General features: G+C 65.6%; 19 protein-coding genes. 13 read left to right on the forward strand and 6 right to left on the reverse strand.

The window, feature by feature from the left end; translation table 11 throughout:
* Positions 1 to 151: 151 nt before the first annotated feature.
* The 13 genes from LWP59_RS05830 to LWP59_RS05890 all read left to right on the forward strand — a co-directional run bounded on the left by LWP59_RS05830 (position 152) and on the right by LWP59_RS05890 (position 10,864).
* The gene (locus tag LWP59_RS05830; RefSeq protein ID WP_144636190.1) at positions 152 to 940 is read left to right on the forward strand and encodes a coniferyl-alcohol dehydrogenase; all 789 of its coding nucleotides are present in this window, start codon (positions 152 to 154) and stop codon (positions 938 to 940) included.
* 51 nt (positions 941 to 991) lie between these two features.
* Complete coding sequence (locus tag LWP59_RS05835) at positions 992 to 1,402, forward strand: SCP2 sterol-binding domain-containing protein (RefSeq protein WP_144636187.1); 411 nt, start codon at positions 992 to 994, stop codon at positions 1,400 to 1,402.
* A 19-nt stretch (positions 1,403 to 1,421) separates the two neighbouring features.
* The gene (locus tag LWP59_RS05840; RefSeq protein WP_144636183.1) at positions 1,422 to 2,693 is read left to right on the forward strand and encodes a cytochrome P450; all 1,272 of its coding nucleotides are present in this window, start codon (positions 1,422 to 1,424) and stop codon (positions 2,691 to 2,693) included.
* A gap of 49 nt (positions 2,694 to 2,742) precedes the next feature.
* Positions 2,743 to 3,834, forward strand: coding sequence for an ABC transporter ATP-binding protein (locus LWP59_RS05845; RefSeq protein ID WP_144636180.1), 1,092 nt, complete (start codon positions 2,743 to 2,745; stop codon positions 3,832 to 3,834).
* Positions 3,831 to 4,367: a sigma-70 family RNA polymerase sigma factor gene (locus LWP59_RS05850; RefSeq protein WP_144636176.1), complete on the forward strand. Its 537-nt coding sequence runs from the start codon at positions 3,831 to 3,833 to the stop codon at positions 4,365 to 4,367. The genes LWP59_RS05845 and LWP59_RS05850 overlap by 4 nt, the downstream gene beginning before the upstream one ends.
* Before the next feature lie 17 nt (positions 4,368 to 4,384).
* The gene (locus tag LWP59_RS05855) at positions 4,385 to 5,929 is read left to right on the forward strand and encodes an acyl-CoA synthetase (protein WP_144636173.1); all 1,545 of its coding nucleotides are present in this window, start codon (positions 4,385 to 4,387) and stop codon (positions 5,927 to 5,929) included.
* Positions 5,926 to 7,314, forward strand: coding sequence for an aldehyde dehydrogenase family protein (locus LWP59_RS05860; protein ID WP_144636170.1), 1,389 nt, complete (start codon positions 5,926 to 5,928; stop codon positions 7,312 to 7,314). Before LWP59_RS05855 ends, LWP59_RS05860 begins: the two co-directional genes overlap by 4 nt.
* Before the next feature lie 76 nt (positions 7,315 to 7,390).
* Positions 7,391 to 8,008, forward strand: a complete 618-nt coding sequence (locus tag LWP59_RS05865) for a TetR/AcrR family transcriptional regulator (RefSeq protein WP_144636167.1) — start codon at positions 7,391 to 7,393, stop codon at positions 8,006 to 8,008.
* A 103-nt stretch (positions 8,009 to 8,111) separates the two neighbouring features.
* On the forward strand, positions 8,112 to 8,303 hold the full coding sequence (locus tag LWP59_RS05870; RefSeq protein WP_144636164.1) for a ferredoxin: 192 nt from the start codon (positions 8,112 to 8,114) through the stop codon (positions 8,301 to 8,303).
* Between the two features lie 25 nt (positions 8,304 to 8,328).
* Positions 8,329 to 9,552: an NAD(P)/FAD-dependent oxidoreductase gene (locus tag LWP59_RS05875; RefSeq protein WP_144636161.1), complete on the forward strand. Its 1,224-nt coding sequence runs from the start codon at positions 8,329 to 8,331 to the stop codon at positions 9,550 to 9,552.
* Positions 9,553 to 9,808: 256 nt separating this feature from the next.
* Positions 9,809 to 10,030, forward strand: coding sequence for a transposase (locus LWP59_RS05880; RefSeq protein WP_144636158.1), 222 nt, complete (start codon positions 9,809 to 9,811; stop codon positions 10,028 to 10,030).
* Between the two features lie 144 nt (positions 10,031 to 10,174).
* The gene (locus tag LWP59_RS05885; RefSeq protein WP_144636155.1) at positions 10,175 to 10,453 is read left to right on the forward strand and encodes a hypothetical protein; all 279 of its coding nucleotides are present in this window, start codon (positions 10,175 to 10,177) and stop codon (positions 10,451 to 10,453) included.
* 15 nt (positions 10,454 to 10,468) lie between these two features.
* On the forward strand, positions 10,469 to 10,864 hold the full coding sequence (locus LWP59_RS05890; protein ID WP_267903748.1) for a DDE-type integrase/transposase/recombinase: 396 nt from the start codon (positions 10,469 to 10,471) through the stop codon (positions 10,862 to 10,864).
* 111 nt (positions 10,865 to 10,975) lie between these two features.
* Here LWP59_RS05890 and LWP59_RS05895 read toward each other — a convergent pair whose 3' ends face one another.
* The 6 genes from LWP59_RS05895 to LWP59_RS05920 are packed head-to-tail and all read right to left on the reverse strand — an operon-like array spanning position 10,976 to position 17,711.
* Complete coding sequence (locus LWP59_RS05895) at positions 10,976 to 11,467, reverse strand: nuclear transport factor 2 family protein (protein WP_144636150.1); 492 nt, start codon at positions 11,465 to 11,467, stop codon at positions 10,976 to 10,978.
* Between the two features lie 11 nt (positions 11,468 to 11,478).
* The gene (locus tag LWP59_RS05900) at positions 11,479 to 12,252 is read right to left on the reverse strand and encodes an enoyl-CoA hydratase/isomerase family protein (RefSeq protein ID WP_229858079.1); all 774 of its coding nucleotides are present in this window, start codon (positions 12,250 to 12,252) and stop codon (positions 11,479 to 11,481) included.
* 20 nt (positions 12,253 to 12,272) lie between these two features.
* Positions 12,273 to 13,427, reverse strand: a complete 1,155-nt coding sequence (locus LWP59_RS05905) for an acyl-CoA dehydrogenase family protein (protein WP_144636142.1) — start codon at positions 13,425 to 13,427, stop codon at positions 12,273 to 12,275.
* Positions 13,420 to 14,283: an SDR family oxidoreductase gene (locus tag LWP59_RS05910; protein WP_144636139.1), complete on the reverse strand. Its 864-nt coding sequence runs from the start codon at positions 14,281 to 14,283 to the stop codon at positions 13,420 to 13,422. The genes LWP59_RS05905 and LWP59_RS05910 overlap by 8 nt, the downstream gene beginning before the upstream one ends.
* Positions 14,280 to 16,451 carry a 3-hydroxyacyl-CoA dehydrogenase NAD-binding domain-containing protein gene (locus LWP59_RS05915; RefSeq protein ID WP_144636136.1) on the reverse strand — a complete coding sequence of 724 codons (2,172 nt, stop codon included), beginning with the start codon at positions 16,449 to 16,451 and terminating at the stop codon, positions 14,280 to 14,282. The genes LWP59_RS05910 and LWP59_RS05915 overlap by 4 nt, the downstream gene beginning before the upstream one ends.
* 30 nt (positions 16,452 to 16,481) lie before the next feature.
* Entirely contained in the window at positions 16,482 to 17,711 is a 1,230-nt protein-coding gene (locus LWP59_RS05920) for an acetyl-CoA C-acetyltransferase (RefSeq protein WP_144636133.1), read from the reverse strand.
* Between the last annotated feature and the right edge of the window lie 120 nt (positions 17,712 to 17,831).

The raw sequence follows: 17,831 nt of genomic DNA on the forward strand, positions 1-17,831 counted from the left end.
GCTTAGATCGCTGGTGACCCGGATTACGGCATCAGCGATCTGAAGTGGTGAATTCCTGAGGTCGACGATCGGGCCTCGGGGTTGCCGATGGTGCGCCGCCGCACGTCCGTGCTTCTCGGCGCGCCGGACAGTGCCGAGAGGAACCAACACTATGGACGTTCGGGGCTTGCGTTGTGTCGTGACCGGCGCGGCGTCTGGTATCGGTGCGGAAGTGGCGAGGCAGCTCGTCGAAGGGGGCGCTACGGTCGCGGCCCTGGACATCAAGGCGCCCGATGTTCGGGTCGATCGATTCGTCGAGTGCGACCTCGCCGACCCCGCCTGTATCGAAGCGGCGGTCGATGAACTGGGGTCCGGCTGGGATGTGCTGTGCAATGTCGCTGGGGTGCCGGGCACGGCGCCAGCCGAGCTAGTGATGAAAGTGAACTTCCTGGGTTTGCGACACCTTACGGAAATGTTCCTTGACCGGCTCCACCGCGGTGGAGCCGTCGTCACGGTCGCTTCGATGGCCGGCTTCGGATGGCCGCAGCGGCTGGAGCAGATCCGCGATTTGCTGGCCACCGACGACTTCGACGCCGGCCTCGCCTGGTTCCGGGAGAACCGGCCCGAGGGCAACGCTTACAACTTCTCGAAGGAGGCCGTCACCGTTTACGTCATGACGATGGGGCTGGCGCTGGCCGAGCGGGGGCTGCGGATGAACGCGGTCAGTCCGGGGCCGGTGGAAACGCCGATCCTGGGCGATTTCGAGCAGACGATGGGGAAAGACAACCTGGACGGTGTCCGGGATCTCATCGGTCGGCACGCGACCCCGGCGGATATCGCGCCCGCGGTGCTGTTCTTGGCATCGGGCGAGTCGTCCTGGATCAATGGCGTGAACCTCGGTGCCGACGGCGGGATCGGGGGAGCCGTCGTGTCGGGATTGATCCCGGCGCCCGAGATCTGATCGTTCGTTCATCTTTCTCCCGCCATATCAAGAGATTTCTGGAGTCAGTTCATGCCTGGATTCACGACCGTCGACGAGGTCAACAAGTACATTGGCGGCATTTTCGAGAAAGCCTTGCAGGACGAAGGTATCGGCCCGAAGCTGGTCGCGACCGGGATGACGCTGCGGATGGATTTCTCCGACCCGGACTCGACAGTGACGATCGACTTTCCCCAGCGGCGGATCCTCACCGGCGAGGACGCCGTGATCGGTGCGGACGCCGTGCTGTCGATGTCGACCGACACCGCGAATCGCTACTGGCAGGGCAAAGTGAGCCTGCCGCTAGCGATGGCGAAGGGAAAGCTGAAGGTTGGTGGATCGGCGGCACAGCTGCTCAAGCTCGCGCCGATCGCGAAGGACCTGTATCCGGTCTACGTCGCGATGCTCAAGGAAGACCACCGCGACGACCTCGTCGTCTCCTGATCGAAAACGGGAAGTAGCGATGACCGCGACGGCGCGTGAGTTCGACACGATCGATATTTCCGACATGGCGTTCTGGGGGCGCCCGCCGGAGGAGCGTGAGGAGGTGTTCGGCCGACTCCGCGCCGAGCGTCCGGTTTCGTGGCAGCGCCCGGTGTTCAGTCCGTTGATGGGAGAGACCAACGAGGACGAGGCCGGATACTGGGCGGTTGTCCGTAACGAGGACATCGTGACGGTGAGCCGCCGTGCGGACGTGTTCTCCTCCGCGACAGGCGGGGTCACATTCGAGGATATGCCGTCGGAAATGCTGGAACTGGCTACCTCGATCCTGACGATGGACGCACCTCGGCATTCGAACGTCCGGCGCCTGATCAGTTCCACGTTCACCCCGAAGCGGGTGGCGTTGATCGAGGACCAGATCGCCAACCAGGCCCGCCAGATCGTGAACGCGATTGCGCCACTGGGTGAGGCGGAGTTCGTTTCGTCCGTTTCGGCCCGGCTTCCGATGTGGACGATCTCGGAGATGATCGGCATTCCCGAGGAAGACCGTGAGTCGGTGACCGCCGCCGCCAACTTGATGATCTCGTGGGACGACGACGAGGCCACCGGCGGCCTCGACGCGGCGACCGCGATGCTCAACGGCGTGGCCACTCTTCACGGAACCTGTCAGGACGTGATCGAGGCACGGCGGGCGAAACCTGCCGACGACCTGATGACGGCACTCGTGCAGGCCGAAGTGGACGGTTTCGGTCTCACGGACGAGGAGATACGTTCGTTTTTCGTCCTGCTGTGCGTGGCTGGAAACGACACGACCAAGCAAACCACGACGCACACCCTGCGTGCGCTGACGAACCATCCGGAACAGCGGCGCTACCTGACCGAGGACTTCGACGGGCGGATCGGTGCCGCGGTCGAGGAATTCGTGCGCTGGGCCACGCCGGTCATGACGTTCCGGAGGACCGCGCTCGAACGGTTCGAGCTCGCGGGCCAACTCATCGAACCCGGTGAAAAGGTCGTGATGTTCTACAGTTCCGGTAACCGCGACGAGACCGCGTTCGACCACCCCGAACGGTTCGACCTCGCGAGGGACAACCGCAACCATGTGGCTTTCGGCGGGCGTGGCGCACACTACTGCCTCGGCAACCACTTGGCGAAGACGCAGCTGAAGGCGATCTTCTCGGAGTTGCTCACCCGTTTGCCCGACATCCGTGCAGACGGCGACGCCGAGTTCTTGACGAGCACGTTCATCAACGGAATCAAGAAGCAGCGGTGCGTTTTCACGCCGCAACGCTGACGCGGACGGCGCCGGAGGCGCCGATGCCGGCTACGCACGAGGAGGTGCGATGGGTGCCGAGGTGGTCATCGAGGGACTGACGAAGTCGTTCGGCAGGCAGACCATCTGGCGGGACGTGACGCTGACACTGCCTCCGGGTGAGGTGTCGGTGATGCTGGGTCCGTCGGGGACCGGGAAATCGGTGTTCCTGAAGTCCATGATCGGTCTGCTCAAGCCTGATGGTGGAAAATGCCTGATCAATGGTGTGGACATCGTTCGCTGTAGTGAGCACAAGCTGTATGAGACGCGGAAATTGTTCGGGGTGCTGTTCCAGGATGGCGCGCTGTTTGGGTCGATGAATCTTTACGACAATGTGGCGTTCCCGTTGCGTGAGCACACGAAGAAGTCCGAGTCCGAGATCCGGCGGATCGTGTTCGAGAAGCTGGAGATGACCGGTCTGGCCGGTGCGGAGAAGAAGCTTCCGGGTGAGATCTCCGGTGGGATGCGCAAGCGTGCGGGCTTGGCTCGCGCCTTGGTGCTCGATCCTGAGATCATTTTGGTGGACGAGCCGGACTCCGGGCTGGACCCGGTTCGTACCACTTACATCAGTCAGCTGTTCCTGGATGTCAACGCTCAGAGTGATGCGACGTTCCTGATCGTCACGCACAACATCAACCTGGCCCGTACGGTGCCGGACAACCTGGGCATGCTCTTCCGCAAGGAGCTGGTCATGTTCGGGCCGCGCGAGGTGCTGCTGACCAGTGAGGAGCCGGTGGTCAAGCAGTTCCTCAACGGCCGGATGGACGGGCCGATCGGGATGAGCGAGGAGAAGGACTCCGCGACGATCGCCGCCGAGCGGGCGATGTTCGAGGCCGGGCACCATGTGGGTGGTGTCGAGGAGATCACCGGGATTCCGGAGCAGATGCAGCCGGCGCCCGGGATGCCGGAACGGATGGGCGCCCACCGTCGCAAGGGCCGTGTCATGAAGATCCTGGGCACGCTGCCCCCCGAGGCGCAGCAAGGGATCATCGACTCCCTCTCCCCTGAAGAACAGCAGCGCTACGGATTCCATTCCGATGGCAGGCGGCCCGCGGGTGACCATGCGTCATCCACGGCGAACTTCGACACCGCTTATCAAACGGCACAAGGAGATCTGAGGTGACGCTCAATGCGGAAACGATGGCGCGGTTCGCTCAGGTCTACCGCGACAACCGCGGAGCGGTCTACGCGTATCTCTACGGCCGCGCACCCGAACACGATCTAGCCGAGGATCTGACGAGCGAAACGTTCGTGCGCGCCTTGCGCGCGTTCGACGCCTACGTCGCGGGAGACCGTCCGATCCGCGCGTGGCTGTTCACCATCGCACGCAACCTGGTCACCGACGAAATGAAGAGTGCACGCCGACGCAGGCAGACACCACTACCGGACATGCTCGACGAATCCCGGTTCGTGGTGGCTGAGCCGGATCCCGCCGAGCTGGTATCGGCAGGCCACGCCCGGGACTCCATCCGGAGCAGCCTGGCGCGGCTCGGCGGGGACCAGGCGCGCTGCCTCGTTCTTCGCTTCTTCGAGGAACGCAGCATCGGTGAGACGTCCACGGTGATGAGACGCAGCCCCGGCGCGATCAAGGCGCTGCAGCACCGCGGTATCGACAGTCTGCGTGCGCTGATTACCACTGGCGCGATCGCGCCCTGACACATCCCGGAGGCCCGATGTATCCCGGAATCCACGCCCGGCGGAACCCTGCGAAGCCCGCCGTGATCCTCGCCGAAACGGGAGAGCTACGCACCTACGGCGACCTCGATGAGAACTCGGCCCGGTTGGCCCGGCTGTTCCACGACGCCGGGTTGCGCTCAGGCGACGTGGTCGCACTATTGTCGGACAACCAGCTCGAATGTTTCGACGTCTACTGGGCGGCACTGCGTTCGGGCCTCTACATCACGGCCATCAACCGTCATCTCGCCGTTGACGAGATCGCCTACATCGTCAACGACAGTGACGCACGAGCGGTGGTCGCCTCAGGCAGCTTGCGTGCCTCCGCTGAGGGGATCGTCGAACTGACGCCGGGGGTCGCCGTCCGGTACGCGTTCGGTGGCACCGTCGCGAACCACGACGACTACGGCGACGCGCTGAGGTCTGCCGGCCTTCGGTTGGAGGAACAGCCGCGCGGCGCCGAGATGTTGTACTCATCAGGCACGACAGGCAGGCCGAAGGGAATCAAACCACCGCTGCCCGGACGATCGGTCGATGAGCCGGGTGACCCGATCGTTGCGATGCTCCGCGGTGTCTATGGCATCACGAGCGAGAACGTGTACCTTTCACCGGCCCCGGTCTACCACGCAGCCCCCCTGCGCTGGTGTGGCGTCATGCATTCCCTCGGTGCCACGGTTGTCATGATGCACAAGTTCGAGCCCGAGCCCTTCCTCGCGGCGATCGAGCGGTACGCGGTGTCGGTGACCCAGGTCGTCCCGACCATGTTCGTGCGCATGCTGAAGCTGCCGGAGGCGACCCGCCACCAGTACGACGTCACGAGTCTCAAACTGGCCGTGCACGCGGCCGCGCCGTGCCCGCCCGAGGTGAAGAAGGCCATGATCGACTGGTGGGGACCGATCATCCACGAGTATTACGGGTCGACCGAGGCGAACGGCATGACCTTCATCGACACCGCGCAGTGGCTGGAAAAACCCGGTTCCGTGGGGCGCAGCGCGCTGGGGAGGATCCACATCTGCGACGACTCGGGTGCGGAGTTGGCTGCCGGTGAGACCGGGCTCGTGTACTTCGAACGCGATGAGCTTCCGTTCGAGTACCACAATGATCCCGAGAAGACCAAAGCCGCACAGCATCCCGCACATCCGTTGTGGACGACCGTCGGCGATGTCGGTTCGGTCGACGACGAAGGCTTCCTGTACCTGGCCGACCGGAAGGATTTCATGATTATCTCGGGTGGGGTCAACATCTACCCGAGGGAGATCGAAGACGCGCTGGCGCTGCATCCGAAGGTCGCCGACGTCGCGGTGATCGGTGTGCCCGATCCCGAGATGGGGGAGCAGGTGAAGGCAATCGTCCAGCCGGCGCCGGGGGGAGGCGCGGAACTCGAAGGCGAGCTGATAGCCTACCTGCGGGACCGTATCGCTCATTACAAGGCGCCCCGCAGTATCGCCTTCGTGGACGAGCTGCCCCGGACCCCGACCGGGAAACTCCTGAAGCGACTGCTCAAGGAACGCTTCGCCGCGCAGCCCGAGGAAGTGTCACGATGACCGTCGATACCGATACGGCCACCACCGTCGGCGAAACCATCGCCGGTTTGAGGCGAACCTTCGCAGACGGGCGCACCCGTTCCGTGGACTGGCGGATCGCCCAGCTGTCCGGGCTGGAGCGCCTGCTCACCGAGGCCGAGGACACCATCGTCGCGGCACTCGCAGCCGACCTCGGCCGTCCGGCCGCCGAGGCGTTCATCGGTGACATCGGCGCGACCAAGGCCGAAACCACGTTCGCCCGGAAGCGGGTCGCCAAGTGGATGCGGCCCCGCCGCACCAGGCTTCCGTTGACGGCACTGCCGGGACGGGGCTGGTACCAGTACGAGCCGCTGGGCGTGGTGTTGGTGATCGGGCCGTGGAACTATCCGTTCTACCTCACCCTCGGCCCGCTCGTCGGCGCGATCGCCGCGGGTAACTGCGCCGTCGTCAAACCGTCCGAGCACGCCCCGCGCTCGTCCGAAGCGCTGGCGGAGCTGCTTCCCCGTTACCTCGATGCCGAGGCGGTCAAGGTGGTCGAGGGCGAGGCCGACGTGACCCAGGAGCTGCTCGCGCAAGGGCTCGATCACGCGTTCTTCACGGGTGGCACCGAGATCGGCCGTCATGTGATGCGCGGGGCCGCGAACCACCTGACACCCGTGACGCTGGAACTGGGCGGCAAGAGTCCGGTCATCGTCACCGCGCAGGCCGACCTCGACGTCGCCGCGCGGCGGATCGCCTGGCTGAAACTGATGAACTCGGGACAAACGTGCATCGCGCCCGACTACGTCCTGGTGGAACGTGCCGTCCGGAACGCTTTCCTCGAACGCCTAGTGGCCACGGTCCATACCTTCCGCGACGGCAACGCCGGGACCGGTATGCGGATCGTCGACGAACGCCAGTTCGGCCGGCTCGCCGGCCTGATCGAGGGCGCTGGGGGCGAGATTGTCCTCGGTGGCGGGGTGGACCGGGATGGTCTGACCGTCGAGCCGACCGTGATCGCCGATCCCGATCCCGGTTCGGGCCTTATGGCGCAGGAGATATTCGGCCCGGTCCTGCCGGTGCTGACGGTGCCCACACTCGAAGACGCGATCGAGTTCGTCAACGCCAGGCCCAAACCCCTTGCGACCTATCTTTTCAGCCGCCGTAAACCCGAACACGATGCCGTGCTGCGGAGGACGAGCTCGGGTGGCGTGGTCATCAATCATCTGGCGTTCCATTGCATGACGCCACAACTGCCGTTCGGTGGGGTGGGGGCGAGCGGGATCGGCAGTTACCACGGTGAATGGGGGTTCCAGACCTTCAGTCACCGCAAAGCGGTGGTGTCCAAGCCGTCTCGGCCCGATATCGCCTTGCTCTATCCGCCGTACACCGGCCGGAAAATGAGGATGATCCGCCGATTCTTCTGAGATTTGCCGCGAAAGAGAAAATGGATGAGCGATCGGGAGCTCAGGCGCCGTCAGTTGCCCCTGTTAAGGTGGGCAAGTGCCTGGTGAAGCCGACGTTCCTGGACCGGGTTCCCGATCGTCGACCCGTGAACGGGTGCTCGTCGCGGCCGCGCAGGTGTTCAGCGCCAACGGATACGGTGGCGCCACCCTGCTCGACATCAGTCGCATTGTCGGAGTGCGACAGGGCAGTCTGTACTACCACTTCCCGTCGAAGGAAGTGCTGGTCGTTGAGCTGCTGAGGGCCGGTGTCGAGCGGACTTCCGCAGCGGTCAAGAACGCGGTCAACGCACTGCCGGCCCGAGCCGGCGCATCCACGCGGCTCCACAGGGCGATCGCCGAATACCTCGACCAGGCTCTGGCGCGAGGTTCCTTCAGCGCTGCTTACGTGCGGATCATCGGGCAGGTGCCCGCTGAGGTCCGCAACGAGGTCGAGCCCGAGGCCCGGGAATTCAGCCGCTACATGCTCGGCTTGTTCGAAGACGCCCGCAGTGCCGGTGCACTGCGCACGGACATCGACTTGCCCACGGTCTGGCTGCTCGTGGTCGGTGCGGTGAACTGGACTGTCGAATGGCCCGGGTACCGCAAGCAGGATATCGGCATGGTTCACGAGAACCTGGAAAAGCTGGTGTTCGGCGGAATCGACCGACGAGTATGACGGTTTCCTTCAGCTGACGCGTTTCACCTCGCTTCACCGCGGTCTTGCCGAACTCTTTCAACATAATCTACTCTATGTTAGATCGTTTTCTTGAGGAGGAAGCATGGAGATCATCGTTGACCGCGCCAGGTGCACGGCGCTCGGTATCTGTGAATCGCTGGCCCCCGAGGTGTTCGAAGTGGACGACCAAGGCGACCTGTTGTTGAAGAGCAACACTGTTCCCGAAGGGCAGCAGGGCGAGGTCGAGGCGGCGATCGCCGGATGCCCGACGGAAGCCCTTCGGCTGCGTGGCTGACGGCGCGCGGAAGGAGGAAACGACGATGCACGGTGGACGACTGGTCGTGGTCGGCGCCTCACTCGCCGGACTACGCGCTGCGGAAACCGCGCGCAAGGCCGGTTTCGGTGGAGCCATCACCTTGGTCGGCGCCGAGGAACACCTACCGTACGACCGCCCGCCGCTGTCGAAAGCCTTCCTCGATCGCGGTGCGGATTCGGCCGGGGCCTGCGTACCCACCTTCCGGCCGGTGGAGACGTTGCGCGACGAGCTCGGCGTCGAGCTGGTGCTCGGCAACCCGGCGTTGGCTCTGCATCCGGCACGGAAGGCGGTGCAGGTCTTCGATCGCGAAATCCGCTACGACCACGCCGTAATCGCGACCGGTGCCACTGCGCGCAGGTTGCCGGCTACGGAGGGGCTGCGCGGCGTACACACCTTGCGCACGCTCGATGACGCGGTCGCGGTCCGGGCGGCGCTGGACGCGGGTGCGCGGACTGTGGTGGTGGGCGCGGGTTTCATCGGATCGGAGGTGGCTTCCGGTGCCCGCAAGCGCGGCCTGGAGATCACGGTGGTGGAGGCGCTGCCCACTCCGCTGGTCCGGGCGGTGGGCCAGGCGATGGGGGAGGTCTGTGCGTCGCTGCATCGGCGTAACGGCACGGATCTGCGGTGCGGGGTCAGTGTGACTGAGATCCAGGGGGACGGCCGGGTCGAGCGTGTCGTGCTGTCCGACGGATCCACCGTGGAAGCGGACCTTGTGGTCGTCGGTGTCGGTACCGAGCCCGCCACGGGCTGGCTCGAGGGCTCCGGACTGACGCTGGACAACGGGATCGTGTGTGACGAAACGTTGTTCACCGGTGTCGAGGGCGTCTACGCGGCTGGTGACGTGGTCCGGTGGCGCAATCCGGCCTTCGGCAGGCAGATGCGCCTGGAGCACTGGACGAGCGCGGCGGAGCAGGGGGCCGCCGCCGTCCGCAATGCGCTGGAGCCGGCTGCCGCGAGACCGTACTCGACGGTGCCCTACTTCTGGTCCGATTGGTACGACAGCCGCATCCAGTTCGTGGGACTGCCCCAGGCGGACGAAGTCCGCGTCGTCGAGGAGCACGTACCCGGCCGCCACCGGTGTGTGGCATTGTACCGGGAGGGCGACCGGCTGACCGGTGCGCTGACGATCGACGGTCAGTCCGTCATCATGAAGTACCGCGGTCTGATCATGAAGAATGCCGGCTGGGACGAGGCATTGGCTTTCGCCGAGCAACGTCGGGCCGCGTAGCGGGTCAAGCCACGAGCAGGGGCCCTGGGGCGATTTGAACTGCTCACCGGAAGTTGGACTGGAAATCCAGTGCCAGCTTCCGGTGAGCAGTTGTGTGCATGTGCGTAGTTTGCTGGCTGAACATCCGCGGGTCACGGCGGTAGGGTTGTTCGGGGCCGGGTGGGGGTGGCACGTGGTCGCAAAGCGGTTTGGGTTGAACCCGGCTGCTGTTCACCGGTTGTATGACCGGTGGCGGGTGTGTGGAGGTGGAGCGCTGGTGGCCAAGCCGGCGAAACGTTCGTTCTCGTTCGAGTTCAAGCTGGACGTGGTGCGGCGGTTTCCGGCTGGTGAGACCGAACTGGATCTGGCCTGTGAGTTCGACCTGTCCTCGCCGAAGCTGATCGAGACGTGGGCGCGGAAGTACCGCAACGAGGGCGATGACGGGTTTACGTCCGAAGCAACCCGGCGGACGTCTGAAGCCCGACGCGGTGCCGAGTGAAGCGGGTGAGCTGGAGCAGTTGCGGCGCAAGAACGAACAGTTGCGAGCCGAGGTTGCGTATCTGGGAAAATTGCGGGTCTTTAGGGCGCAACAAGACGGTGAAGGTCCGCTCCGTCGCCTCCTCAAGGCGAGCATCGACTGGACGTGCTGTTGCGGGTCGTCGGGCTTGCCCGGTCAACGTTCTTTTATCACCAGGCCCGTTTGGGAAGGCCTGACCCGCGAGCCGGGCTGAAGGCCGTGATCACGGATGTATTCACCAGCAACCACGCCCGTTACGGGCATCGCGATGTCCACTGGGAACTGGTCAAGGCCGGCTGGCAGGTCGCGAAGAAGACCGTGCTGAAAGCCGACGCGGCGGCTCGGGCTGGTCTGCCGGTCACACCGCGAGAGGCGATGCGTCTCGTATCACGGGAGATCGGCTAGGTCGCCCCGAACCTGCTGGATCGGGACTTCACCGCCGACGCGCCGAATCGGAACTGGGTCACCGATGTGACCGAGTTCCGCGTCGGCGAGGCCAAGCTCTACCTGTCGCCTGTGATGGACCTGTTCGACCGGCAGATCATCGCCCACTCGATCGGGGCCTCCCCGAGCCTGGCGCTGACCAACAGTTCACTGCTGCCAGCGCTCGCCACACTCGGTGCCGATGGCGCACCAATGGTGCGTTCCGATCAGGGATTCCCCTATCTGCACGCGTCCTGGCGGCGCCTGCTCGCCGATGCTGGAGCGACCCGGTCGATGTCCCGCAAGGGAAACTGTTACGACAACCGCGGTAATCGCGAACTTCTTCGGGCATCTCAAACACCGACCGCATCTCCACAAGACTCGAGGGCCTGAGCCCGGTACAAAACCGGACCCAAGCCCTCGCGGCCCAGACTCTCAATTACCCGGTCCAACAAACGGGGACCAGTTCACATTGCGGCCGGGGCCCCTTGTTTCGGGGCTCAGTCAGCTACGCGTCGTCCGGGTCAACGACAGCAGATACGCGCCGCCGATCTTGCCGTCACGTGGTGGCAGGGCGCCGAGCTGGCGCATCATCTCGGTGATCTCGTACTGGGCCAGATAACGGGACAACAGCCCGTCGGTGAACCGCAGGAAGATGTCGCAGCCGTAAGTGCTGAACCGCTTGTCTGGGTCCAGCTGCGGCGGGCCACTGCCTTCCTGCCGGAACAGCACGAGTCCCCGCCCGTCCTCGGGGGCGGTGAACAACTGGACTTCCTTGAACTCCACGTCGGGCATGGTTTTCCAAATGCGCTCCACGTACTCGTGCATGTTGTCCCGGCCGTGGATGACGTCGGTCCAGAAGACGGTGTCCTCCCAGACGATGTCCTGATGCAACAGCGCGAGTACCTGCTCGGTGTCGTGGGAGTTCCAGGCCGCCAGCCAGTCGGTGGCGAAACGCCTGAGGAACGCAGGATCTACGGGGCGGTTCTCGGTCAAGGGGTTGGCTCCTAACTGCCGGAGGGGAACACTGGAGGACGTCGCTCCAGGAAGGCGTTGACTCCTTCCTGCCCGTCCGCTGTGTCGACAAGGGCGGAGATGGACGCCGCTTCGGCGTCGAGGTGTTCTTCGAGGGGACGTGCGGGTGCGTCGCGCACCAGGCGAGCAGATGAGGCCAGCGCAGCCCTGGGGCCTCGGGTGAACGCACGTGCCAGTCCGGTCGCCCGCTCGAGTGCCGTCCCGGGGTCGACGACCCGGCTGACCAGCCCGAGCCGTTCGGCCTCGGCACCGTCGAGCCTGCGGTTGGTCAGGATCAGGTCGTTGGCCCTGGCCGGGCCGAGTAGCCGCGCCAGGGTCCAGGACACCCCGCAGTCCGGGGAAAGCCCGGCCGCGGTGTAGGCGACCACGAACCGGGCCGTGCGCTCGGCCACCACCAGGTCCGCGGACAGTGCGAACCCGATTCCACCGCCGGCGCAGGCACCCTGGACCGCACTGATCACCGGCACGGACAGCGAGCGCAGGCCCAGCACCGCCTGGTGCGCCGTCCCGGCGAGTTCCGCGAGGAACTCGCTGGGACGGTCCGCATCAGCGAACGAGAGCAGGTCTCCGCCGACGCTGAACTGGTCGCCGTGGCCGAACAAGACCGCGGCCCCGACGTCGGCGTGCGCGACCACGTCGGCCACGGCGTCCCGGAGTGCCTGGGCCATCGGAAGGGTGATCGCGTTGCCGTTGTCGGGCCGGTTGAGGCCGATCAGCGCGAGGCCGTCTGTGATCTCCAGGCTCACCGGGCCCTGTGTTCGTGCGTTCACAGGCCGAGGTCCCGCCCGATGATCTCCTTCATGATTTCGGTCGTGCCGCCGTAGATGGTCTGGATCCGGGCGTCGACGAAAGCCCGGCTGACCGGGTACTCGCGCATGTACCCGTATCCGCCGTGCAGCTGGAGGCAGCGGTCGGCGACCCGGACCTGCAGTTCGGTGCACCACCACTTCGCCTTGGCGGCCTGGACCGGACTGAGCCGGCCCTCGGAGTGCAGGTGCACACAGTGGTCGACGAAGACCCGCGCGATGTCCACTTCGGTGCGCAGTTCGGCCAGTAGGAACCGGCTGTGCTGGAAACGGCCGATCGGGTTCCCGAACGCGCGTCGTTCGCTCACGTACTCCAGAGTGCGCGCCAGCACACCCTCGGCGGCCGACACCGCAGTGACAGCAAGCGACAGGCGCTCCTGTGGCAGGTTGCGCATGAGCTGGAAGAAGCCTTCGCCTTCCTCTCCCAGACGGTTGGCGACGGGGACGCGCACGTCGGTAAAGTGCAGTTCGCTGGTGTCCTGTCCGTGTAGACCGAGCTTGTCGAGGTTCCGTCCGCGCTCGAAACCCGCCATCCCCCGTTCGACCACGACCAGGCTCAGACCCCGGTGCTTGTCTTCGGAGGTCCGGGCGGCGACGACGACCAGGTCGGCGTTCTGGCCGTTGGAGATGAATGTCTTGGATCCGTTGAGGACGTAGTCGTCACCCTCGCGCACGGCGCGAGTCGCGATGCCGGACAGGTCGCTGCCCGTGCCTGGTTCGGTCATCGCGATCGCACCGACCAGCTCGCCCGAGGTCATGCCGGGCAGCCAGCGTGCTTTCTGTTCCTCGTTCGTCAGATCGAGGATGTAGGGGCCGACCACGTCGTTCTGCAGTGCCAGAGCAAGTCCTGCCGAGGCGTAGCCGGACCGCCCGAATTCCTCGTCGAGGATCGCGCTGAACCGCCAGTCGCCGATGCCGGCCCCGCCGTGGGTCTCGGGTGTGGCGAACAGCAAGAGGCCTGCGTCACCCGCTTTGCTGAACAGCGACCGGTCGACGATGCCCCGCTGTTCCCAGTCCTCGTCGTGAGGTGCGACTTCGGTCTTGATGAACGATTGGACGGTCTGCCGGAACAGTTCGTGATCCTCGTCGTACACCGTGCGGATCTGCTCAGGCATGTTCACCTCCTGGCAGGAACAGGTCCGGTTTGAGGTCGCCCTCCAGCGCGTCGCCGTAGCGGTAGGGCGAGAAGTCGGTGACGCCTTCGTCGCGCAGCACGTCGTCGTCGATGAAACAGACACCGGTGCGGTCGGTCGCTTTGCGGGACAGAATGGCGTGCGCAGCGTCAGCCATGATCTCGGGCCTGCGCGATACGGCCATCGCCGCGTCGCCGCCCACGATGTTCTGGACCGCGGCGGTCGCGATCGTCGTCCGCGGCCACAGGCAGTTCGCCGCCAGCGGACGCGGGTGGTCCTGTCCCGCCAGGCCGAGCGTCAGCATCGTCATGGCGTACTTGCTGATCGTGTAAGGCGCGTGCTGGTGCAGCCAGACCGGGTCCGGGTTGAGCGGTGGCGAGAGCGTCAGCACGTGCGGGTTGTCGGAGTCGTAGAGGTGTGGCAATGCTGCGCTGGTCAACGCGAAAGTGCCGCGTGCGTTGATGTCGAGCATCAGGTCGTACCGCTTGAGGGCCAGTTTCCCGAGCGGTGCCAGCGCGATCGCCGAGGCGTTGTTCACGACGATGTCGATCCCGCCGAACGTTTCCACGGCCTGGCTGACAACGCGTTCGACATCCTCCTCACGGCGCACGTCACCGACCACCGCCAGGCCTTTGCCACCGGCTTTCTCGATCTCGGCGACCGCCGTGTGCACGGTGCCGGGCAAGCGGGGGTCGGGCCGATCGGTTTTGGCCAGCAGCACGATATTGGCGCCGTCTCGCGCCGCGCGGGTAGCGATGGCCAGACCGATGCCCCGGCTTCCGCCGGACATCACGATGGTGCGGCCGGCCAGCGGGCACTGTCCGTCCTGTGTGGTCACTGGTAGTCCTCTCCGTTTTCGGACTTGCGCACGAGCGACGCGGGTGGGGTGAACCGTTCTCCGTAGCGGGCCGCCAGCTCCCTTGCCCTGGCGACGAAACCGGGCAGACCGCCCTCGTACTGGTTGACGTACTGGATGACGCCGCCTGTCCACGAGGGGAAACCGATGCCGAGGATGGAGCCGACGTTGGCGTCGGGGATGGACCGCAGGACACCCTCGTCGAGACAGCGGATGGTGTCCAGCGCCTCGGAGAACAGCATGCGTTCCTGCATGTCGATCAGCGGCACATCGGTGTTGGTACCGTCGAACGCCTCGGCCAGACCGGCCCACAGGCCCTGCCTTCGGCCTTTGTCGTAGTCGTAGAACCCCGCACCGGCCGCGCGGCCGGTGCGGTCGAACTCGTCGATCATGCGGTCCACCACAGCCGCTGCCGGATGCACTGGTTGGTCGACCCCGGCCGCCCGGTAGCCCTCGGCGGTCTCCTCGCGGATCTTGCGCAAGAGCGTCAGGGCGAGCTCGTCCACAAGTGCGAGTGCGCCGACCGGATAGCCCGCTTGGGTCGCGGCCTGTTCGATCGACGCCGCAGGCACACCTTCGCCGAGCAGCGCGATGGCTTCGTTGACGAACTCCAGGATGACCCGGCTGGTGAAGAATCCGCGGCTGTCGTTGACGACGATCGGGGTTTTGCCGATCTGGCGTGCGAAGTCGATAGCCTTGGCCAGGGTGGCGTCGCTGGTCTTCTCGCCGACCACGATCTCCAGCAGGGCCATCTTGTCCACGGGGGAGAAGAAGTGCAGGCCGATGAAGTCTTCGGGCCGTGTCACCCCTTCGGCGAGATCGGTGATGGGCAGGGTCGAGGTGTTGGACCCGAGCACCGCGTCGGGCGTCAGGTGCTCGGCGATCTCGGCGATGACCTTTTTCTTCAGCGAGGGGTCTTCGAAGACCGCCTCGATGAGCAGGTCTGCTCCGTCTGCATCGGGAGCGTCGGCGGTCGGCGTGATGCGGCCGAGGAGTGCGTCCCGTTGCTCCGGTGTCGTGGTGCCTCGCTGCACCGCTTTGTCCAGGATCTTGGCGCTGTAGCCTTTACCGCGTTCGGCGGCGTCGAGCGTCACGTCCTTGAGAACGACATCGAGTCCGGCTTTGGCGCTCACGTAGGCGATGCCGGCGCCCATCATGCCCGCGCCGAGCACGACGACCTTCTTCGCCTCGTACGGCGGGTGGCCGTCAGGGCGGCTGGCGCCGCGGTCGATGGCCCGCATGTCGAAGAACATGGACTTGATGATGTTCGCCGATACCTGCCCGCAGATGAGGTCCGCGCAGTAGCGGGACTCGATGATCAGGGCGTTGTCGAAGTCCACCTGCGCACCTTCGACCGCGGCCGCCAGCAGGTTGTGCGGCGCCGGAGCCGGCGCGCCGTGGTTCTGCTTGCGCAGCACCGCGGGCAGCGACGGCAGCACGGCGGCCAGGCCGGGGCTGGCCGGTGTTCCGCCGGGGATCTTGTGGCCAGGACGATCCCATGGCTGGGCTGGTTCGGGATTCGCGGCGATCCACTCTCGCGCCGCGGTTGCCAGCTCGGCAGGGCCGGAGACTACGGCGTCGAGCAGACCGCGTTCCACAGCGGCGGCAGGACGGAATTTCCTGCCTGTCAGCAGGATGTCCTGTAGCGCGGTTTGCAAACCGAACATCCGGACCGTCCGGGTCGTCCCACCGCCACCTGGCAGCAAGCCCAAGGTCACCTCGGGGAGCCCGACCCTGACGTGGGAGGCGTCGACCGCGATCCGGTGATGGCAGGCCAGCGCGATCTCGTAACCACCACCGAGCGCGGCGCCGTTGATCGCCGCGACGACCGGCCTGCCGAGCGTCTCCAGGCGCCGCAGGGAGTGCTTGACCGCTTCGAGCATCGCGGTGATGTCGGCGACCTGGTCCCGGGTGGCGCGCATCATCATGCCGAGGTCGCCGCCGGCGAAGAACGTCTTCTTGGCCGAGCCGATGATCACCCCGGTGATCGAGTCCCGCTCCGCGTGCAGATGTTCTACCAGAACCGGGAATTCACGGCGGAAGCGTTCATTCATAGTGTTGGCCGACCCGTCGGGGTCGTCCATCGTGACGGTGACGACTCCGTCATCGCCACGGTCCCAAAGGAACATCGGGTGTTCGTGCTCAGTCATCGACAACTCCTACGAATTCGGCGAGAGGGTTCACAGACGTTCGATGAGGGTGGCCACGCCCATGCCGCCGCCGATACACAGCGTGACGACCGCGCGGCGGGCCTGACGGCGTTCGAGCTCGTCGAGCATGGTGCCGATGAGCATCGCGCCGGTGGCTCCCAGCGGATGCCCCATGGCGATGGCTCCGCCGTTGACGTTCACCTTGTCCAGCGGAATGCCGAGATCCTTGGCGTACTTCAGGGGGATCGCGGCGAAAGCCTCATTGATCTCGAACAGGTCGATGTCGTCGACGGCCAGTCCGGTGTTGTCCAGCAGCTTGCGAGTGGCGGGGATGGGACCGGTCAACATGATCGTCGAATCCGCGCCCGAGGTCGCGGTGGCCACGACCCGGCCCCGAGGGGTGAGGCCGTACTCGGCGCCTGCCCGCTCGGCACCGATCAGGACCAGCGCGGCGCCGTCCACGATGCCGGACGAGTTGCCGGCGTGATGCACGTGGTCGATGCGCTCTACCCAGTGATAACGCTGCAGCGCCACCGCGTCGAACCCACCTTGCTCGCCGAGCTTCGCGAAGGACGGCTTGAGTCCGCCCAACGACGCGACGGTCGTGTCCGGTCGCATGTGCTCATCGTGATCGAGCATGGAGGTGCCATTGCGGTCCCGCACCGGAACGACGGATTTCGCGAAGTAACCACCCGACCACGCCGCCGCGGCCAGACGCTGGGACCGTTCGGCGTAGGAGTCGACCGTGTCGCGGGTGAATCCTTCGATGGTGGCGATCAGGTCCGCGCTGACACCTTGCGGGATGTATGACGTCGCGTAGTTGGTTTCGGGGTCGTTCATCCACGCTCCACCGTCGGAGCCGAGCGGCAGCCGCGACATCGACTCGACGCCACCGGCGATGACCAGCCTGTCCCAGCCGGAGCGCACTTTCTGCGCGGCGGTGTTGACCGCTTCCAGGCCGGATCCGCAGAACCGGTTGAGCTGCAGCCCGGAGACGGTGTCGGGCAGGCCCGCGGCAATCGCGGCGGTGCGCGGTAGTACGGAGCCCTGGTCGCCGACCGGCGACACGATCCCGAGCACGAGGTCGTCGATCGCGGCGGGGTCGAGATCCGGTTGCCGTCGGCGAAGTTCGTGGATCAGGTCCACCACGAGGGATACCGGCTTGATGGTGCGCAGGGAGCCGGTGTTCTTGCCGCGGCCGCGGGGCGTGCGGATCGCGTCGTAGATGAACGCTTCCGGAACCGACGGTGGGTTGGGCATCGCTGACGCTTCCTTCCAGATGGATTCTGCGTGTGGCTATTGACCCAGACGGTAGTCTAGTTAATATTCACTAGGCAAGCCCGCCGGTTGTCCGGGGCTGGGAGACACTGGAGCTGGGAC

The sequence above is a fragment of the Amycolatopsis acidiphila genome (assembly GCF_021391495.1).
GTDB classification, from domain to species: domain Bacteria; phylum Actinomycetota; class Actinomycetes; order Mycobacteriales; family Pseudonocardiaceae; genus Amycolatopsis_E; species Amycolatopsis_E acidiphila.